Consider the following 5850-nt stretch of genomic DNA (forward strand, 5'->3'; position numbering starts at 1 on the left):
ACGGCCGCGTACGAACCGGCGAAGCCGATGCCGGCGATGACCACGGCGCCGGCCACGACCACGCCGATGAGCACGCGGTGCGTCCGGGTCAGCTGAGGTATGTCGCCATCAGCCACGCACCGCTCCCCTGCCGCATCGGACTTCCTGAACAACCGTCACACTTTCATGTGCCTGGCGGCCCTGCGACACCTTTGGCGCCTCCCATCGCGCATTTACGGGAGGCGCCTGCGGCGGCTCAACTCGCCGGCTGAACGGTGAACCGCGCCATGGTCTCTGCGAACTTCGCGGGGTCGCGCTCTTGGCCGACCTGGGCAAGTTGGCGCAGCAGTTCGAAGAACGCCGGCTCTTCCATTTTCCGCTTGAGGTGCATCGCGATGAACCACGGATCGTCGTAGGGCAGCGAGCGGGGCTGGCTGCCCTCCTTGTCCACCGTCTTCTTGGCCGGGTCCGCTTGAGCGTTGCGCGGTTCCGGTACGCCCTGGTCAGGCTCCGGCTCGGGTTCGAGCTCGTCGTCCTTCTGGTTCGCTTCGGCTGGTGTGGCCGGTGCGGCCGGTGCGGCTGGGGAGTTGATGACGGGACGGTCATTGCTTACGCCCTCGTCGCCTTCGTCACCCTCCGGCGTGCCTTCGGCCTGCTCGTCTGCCTCTGCTGCCTCTGCAGCTTCCACTGCCTCCTTTCGTACCGGCTGGGAGACGGCCGTCCGGAGCTGTTGTTCCTTACGCGCCCGTTCCGCCTTCAGCTCTGCCAGAGCGGCCTCTTGCTGGTCGGCGGGCTTGTTGCCGACGGCACGCAGCAGGTCGATGGACTCCTGCCCGATCCTGGACTGCAGTTCGGGGGTGAGGTTGAGGAGAGCAACGCGCTGTGACACCCAGCCCTGCGAGCGGTGCAGGCGCTTGGCGAGAGCGCGCTGACTGCCGTGGATGGCCAGGAGCCGTTGGAGAGCGCGCGCTTCGTCGAGCTCGTCGAGGTCCTGGCGGTGGATGTTGGCTACGAGGGCGGACTCCAGGAGCTCCTCGGAGGTGCCGCCTTGATCGTCACTGACCATGACCTTGAGGGTGGTGAGCCCGGCTTCGCGGGCTGCCGCAAGCCGGCTGCTGCCGTCGATGACCACATGCGTGATGTCGTGCTCGAGGTCGGCTGCGCGGTCGGGGTTGGCCTTGATGTAGGCGTCCCGGTTCATGACCGTGATGGCCTGCTTCTGACCATGGGTCCTGAGGCTGCCCGCCAGGTCGGTCAGGTCACCGAGGCTGGATCGGGGGTTGTCGGGGTTCGGGCTGATGCGGTGGACGGGGAGTTCGGTCGGCGGGGCGACTCCGTCGGTGGGGACCCCTGTGGCGGCGGCGACGGCTTGGCGGCGTGCGCTGACGTTGCGCACGGACCCGCCGAACCTGCCGCTGCCCAGCTGGTCGGCCTTGCTCACAGCACCTCCCTGGCCAGTGCGCGCATGCCGACGGCCTGCTGCGACTTGGGCGCGTAAGACAGCAAGGGCTTCTTCACGCGGACTGCTTCCTTCTGTTCCTTCAGGTCGCCGATGAGCCCGACCACCCTCGGATCCTTTATGTCGACCCACCCCTGGAGCGAAGACGTCGCGATGTAACCGCGGCGGGAGTCGTAGAGGTTGACGACGATGCCGAGGTAGTCGATGTCGATCTGGAGGTCGTTGCGCAGGTCTTCGATCTGGGTGGTTAGAAGCTCGTAGGCGTCGGCGGAACTGTCCTCGGCCTGAACGACGATGAGCGCTCCGGACTGTCCGGGATTCTCGGCGTCGCGGCGGCGGCCGTAGTAGGCGGCGGCGTCCATGCTAAGCCCGAGGCTCGGCGGGCAGTCGACGATGATTACGTCGTAATCACTCTCGAGCGGAGCGAGGGCCCGCTCGAGAGCGGCTTCGCGGGCACGGACGGCAGACAGGCGCACGTCGAGGAGGAAGGCGTCGTTGCACGCGGGCAGCAGGTGGAGGCGGCCGTCGAAGCTTTCGTTGTCGACGGCGACGATCAGGTCGCGCAGGTCGCCCTTGGGGTCGCCGGCCATGTGATTGGTGAGGCTGTCGCCGTTGAGCGGCAGCGGGCTTGCGCCGAGCTGGTTGGTGAGGTGGCACTGAGGGTCGAAGTCGACGAGCAGGACACGTTGTCCGGGCCCGGGCAGGTTCTCGATGTCAAGGGCGGCGTCTTCTAGGGCGGTCTCGCTGGCTTCGGTCTCGCTGGCGCGCAAGGCTTTGGTGAGGGCTTTGGCTACACGCACGGGGTGTAGGGAGTCGGCGTCTTCGGCGAGTGCTTCGCCCAGTCCGGCCGTGATGGCGGTCTTGCCGACGCCGCCCTTCTGGTTGCAGACCACGATGCGGCGGGTGATGGCGGGACGTCGGACGCCGGGGGCGGGGTTGGTGTCGAGCCAGAGTTGGACGGCCTGAGCGAGGCCCTGGATGAGGGAGACGCCCCGGTCTCCGGCGCTCTCGCGGAACTCTTTCCATTGGGCGGCCGGAATCCAGGTGGAGAAGGAGTCCGCGCCTGCGGTGTCGACGGTCGTGGGCGTCGAGGCCAGGGTGCACCAGTCTTTGATGCCCAGTTCGACGGCGCTTTGGATTTCGACGCCGAGCTGCGCGGCTCTGATCTTGAGCTTCTGCCGGAGCCGGGCCGGTAGTTTGGAGACGACCTTCTCGCGGTCGCTGGAGGTGGCTGGGGTACTCATGATGACACCATACTAACGTCGTAGATCATTTGCCTCAGCGACACGTTACCTAGACCAAGTTGATGCACGGACGGCTGTGCCCGCAGGTGATTACGGCGTAATCACCTGGCGGCTCCTCGTCCTCACCCCGCGGGCTCCTCAACCAGGCCAGCGGGCCTCGCAACCCAGGCTCGCCGATGGCCCCCACGTGTTCTGTCTCAACGAAGTTGGTCGTCTGCGCATCGTTGACCTGCGTGGACTGGATTGGGCGAGACGCAACGACTGGGTTCGTTGAGACAGACGGCAGGTCTCCGGGCCGGAGCAGGCTCAGCCTCCGGTGTCCCGTCTCCGAGGAACTGGCCCCGTCTCAAGTGAACTGGTCAATTCGCTGGCGGTCTCAGGTGGCCTGGCTCGCCAACGTGTGTGACTCGGTGCGGGCGTACCGCTGTGGCCCTCAGCCGTGCACGGATGAAGTGACCGAAGTCGTTCCCGCGCGGGCCCCGGCACCGGTTCCTCCACCGCCGGCAGCCCCGCCGATCCCACCTGAGCTGGAAGCCGTGCTCAAGCGGATGCGATTTCCCTACCTGCGCAACGCCGCCCCCGAGGGCCTCGCGACCGCGAGATCACAACGCTGGGACCCGGCCGAGGTCGTGCGGATTCTCCTGGAGACAGAAAATAAGGGCCGGGACGAAGCGACCCGCCGCAACCACCGCCGCCTCGCCCAGCTGCCTTCGGGCAAGACCTTCGAGTCCTGGAAGGAGACCGAATCCTCCATCCCCGTCCCGACCCAGCATGCGCTCATGACGCTGGAATGGGTCACCAGGGCGGAGAACTTGGCTGTCGCCGGGCCCAGCGGCACGGGCAAGAACCACCTGGCGGAGGCACTGGCGAAAAGGCGATCGACCAGGGCATGAAGGTCGCCTGGTTTACCTTGAAATCGCTCACCGCCCACCTGGGGCGGGCGACCGTGGACAACACCGTCTCCAGGGGCGTCGCGAAGATCACCCGATGCGACCTCATCGTCGTCGACGACATCGGCATGCTGCCGTCCGGGCAGGCCGCCGCCGAGGCGTTCTACCGTGTGATCGATGCAGCCAACGAGCGCCGGTCCGTGGTCGTGACCTCGAACCTCCACCCGTCAGGATTCGATTCGATCATGCCGAAGACGCTGGCCACCGCCGCTGTCGACCGCCTCCTGCACCACGCTCACATCGTCCTGACCGAGGGCTCCTCACTGAGGCTGACCCAGGCCACCAGCGGACAGGGCGTCGTCCCGCTGAACCAGCCCGGCTGATCCCGGCCTCCTCAGACGGGCTCCGGAAGATGACCGAGGTGCTTGATGACGCGCTCACGCAGCAGGAGGTACTCCTCCCAGCGACGGGGCAGAGGGCCCGGCGGGCGCTCGACGACACGGGCAGCGGTGACGGTCTGGCCCCGCTGGAACTGCTCGCGCGTCAGGTCGAGTTCCACCCCGCTGGCCAGCCGGTTCCACCAGTGGAAGCCGTGCTGGGTCCCGTCAAGGTGCACCTCGCCGACCATGAGATCACCGCCGAAGACGTCGTGGACGATCAAGGCCGTGATGTCACAGTGCCCCCAGGCCGGGTTAGCTGGCTGCCAGTCGGCTTGATCGTCGGGCGAACAGGTGTCGGCAGCCCAACCGGCGCGCAGGGCCTTGCCGAGATCGAGCAGGTTCCAAGGGATCATGCCGCCAGCATCCCAGCCACCACTGACATCGGCGCTGACACAGACTCCACGAGCGTGGCCTTCCAGAGGCCGCACGACCCGCCGATCAGGGATCGAATAGTCATACCGGACAGGGAGATCAACTGTCCGCCAGCAAGGACCTGAACTTCCGCTCACCCGGATGTCCCGCTGTCCGTGGACAGCCGCTGGCCCCCACGTGCCGCAGCGCCCAGGGCCGCGGCACGAACTACGCTCGAGGTGATTACGGCGTAATCACTCCCCCGTCACCACTCCCCCGCCCGCAGGTGATTACGGCGTAATCACTTCGCGGCTCCTCGCCCACTTGCTGCGGGCTCCTCAACCAAGCCGACGGGCCTCGTACCCCTGGCTGGCCGCTGGCCCTCTCGGTGTCCTGTCTCATCGAAATTGGTCGTCTGCATGCGGCTGACCTTCGTGGGCGGGATTGGGTGAGACGCGTGGACTCGGTTCGTTGAAACAGACCGCAAGTCTTGTGCCTGCCGCATCGTGTGCCGCGGCTAGGCCCCGCTCGTTCCTGAGCCGGACCAGACGGCGAGGTCGCCTCCAGACAACGATGTGAAGCGCCATCCTGTTGGGCCCGTGACCTGCCACGCCTCGAAGTGCATATCGGATGAACAGGTCAGGTGGTGGCCGGTGTCGAAAGCGAGACGCAGGGTGCCGGACTTGAACGCGACCGCCGACAGGACCTTCGCTCCGAACAGAGTCAGGGCCGCTGCAACGTCCTGCGATTCCGGTTTCAGAATCACGGACGGGTTGGCGTGGGCGGTCCCGAGCGCGAGGTTGACGGATGCTTCCAGTGCGACTTTCCAGTCCGAGTCGAGGGCCAGCACGAGCCCAACTCCACGCTGATCTTGGTAACGCTCATGTCGCGAAGGTTCAGGATCCACCGGTTCTCGTGTTCTACGGGACTCTCTTCAGCGCTCACTCCTGCACCTTGGCTGATTCGACAACCGAGAGCCACGGGATTTCCGGTGCCAGGCGGCAGGGCTAGAACCATGTTCCGGCTGTGGACACAAGCAGATCACACACTGCGTCCACGTGCGTCAACTTGACGCACTGCTGCCCTCGGGGTGATTACGGCGTAATCACTTTGCGGCTCCTCGCCCACTCGCCGCGGGCTCCTCAAGCAGGCCGGCAGGCCACGCACCCCTGCCTCACTCCTGGCCCCTCGTGCCGCAGCGCCCAGGGCCGCGGCAGGAACTGCACCCGGAGACAGCTGCACCCTCCGGCCTTCGGTGACGGTGCCAGGTCTGTACGCCGCGTGCACGGCGTGCGGAACCCTGCGTACTCGGCTACGCATCTCCGAAGAGAGCAGATCGATGAAGCGACAAACCGGGGCGCACACACGTGACTGGCCCCGGACTCTCCACTTAGACGTCATTTCAGTTGGTGCGATCTTGCGGCATTCTGGGGTAGTGACTGCTGCGCTTGTCGAACGGTTAGCGCCTGAAGATCTGTGGGAGCTGT

4 protein-coding genes and 1 pseudogene are annotated in these 5850 nt (G+C 66.3%); 1 reads left to right on the top strand and 4 read right to left on the bottom strand.

Going from position 1 to position 5850, the window contains the following annotated elements; translation table 11 throughout:
• Nucleotides 1–235: 235 nt before the first annotated feature.
• Nucleotides 236–1420, bottom strand: a complete 1185-nt coding sequence (locus tag ABT070_RS45840) for a ParB/RepB/Spo0J family partition protein (protein WP_351769280.1) — start codon at nucleotides 1418–1420, stop codon at nucleotides 236–238.
• Complete coding sequence (locus tag ABT070_RS45845) at nucleotides 1417–2682, bottom strand: ParA family protein (protein ID WP_351769282.1); 1266 nt, start codon at nucleotides 2680–2682, stop codon at nucleotides 1417–1419. The genes ABT070_RS45840 and ABT070_RS45845 overlap by 4 nt, the downstream gene beginning before the upstream one ends.
• Nucleotides 2683–3230: 548 nt before the next feature.
• Between ABT070_RS45845 and istB the strand changes: the two are divergent.
• Nucleotides 3231–3955: pseudogene (gene istB / locus ABT070_RS45850) on the top strand (IS21-like element helper ATPase IstB).
• Between the two features lie 11 nt (nucleotides 3956–3966).
• On the opposite strand, the gene ABT070_RS45855 reads toward istB, so the two are convergent.
• On the bottom strand, nucleotides 3967–4365 hold the full coding sequence (locus ABT070_RS45855; protein WP_351769284.1) for a YunG family protein: 399 nt from the start codon (nucleotides 4363–4365) through the stop codon (nucleotides 3967–3969).
• A 515-nt stretch (nucleotides 4366–4880) separates the two neighbouring features.
• A complete protein-coding gene (locus ABT070_RS45860; RefSeq protein ID WP_351769286.1) occupies nucleotides 4881–5213 on the bottom strand; it encodes a DUF6188 family protein in 333 nt (110 codons plus the stop codon).
• Between the last annotated feature and the right edge of the window lie 637 nt (nucleotides 5214–5850).

It is taken from the genome of Streptomyces sp. NPDC002884 (genome assembly GCF_040295245.1).
GTDB lineage: Bacteria > Actinomycetota > Actinomycetes > Streptomycetales > Streptomycetaceae > Streptomyces.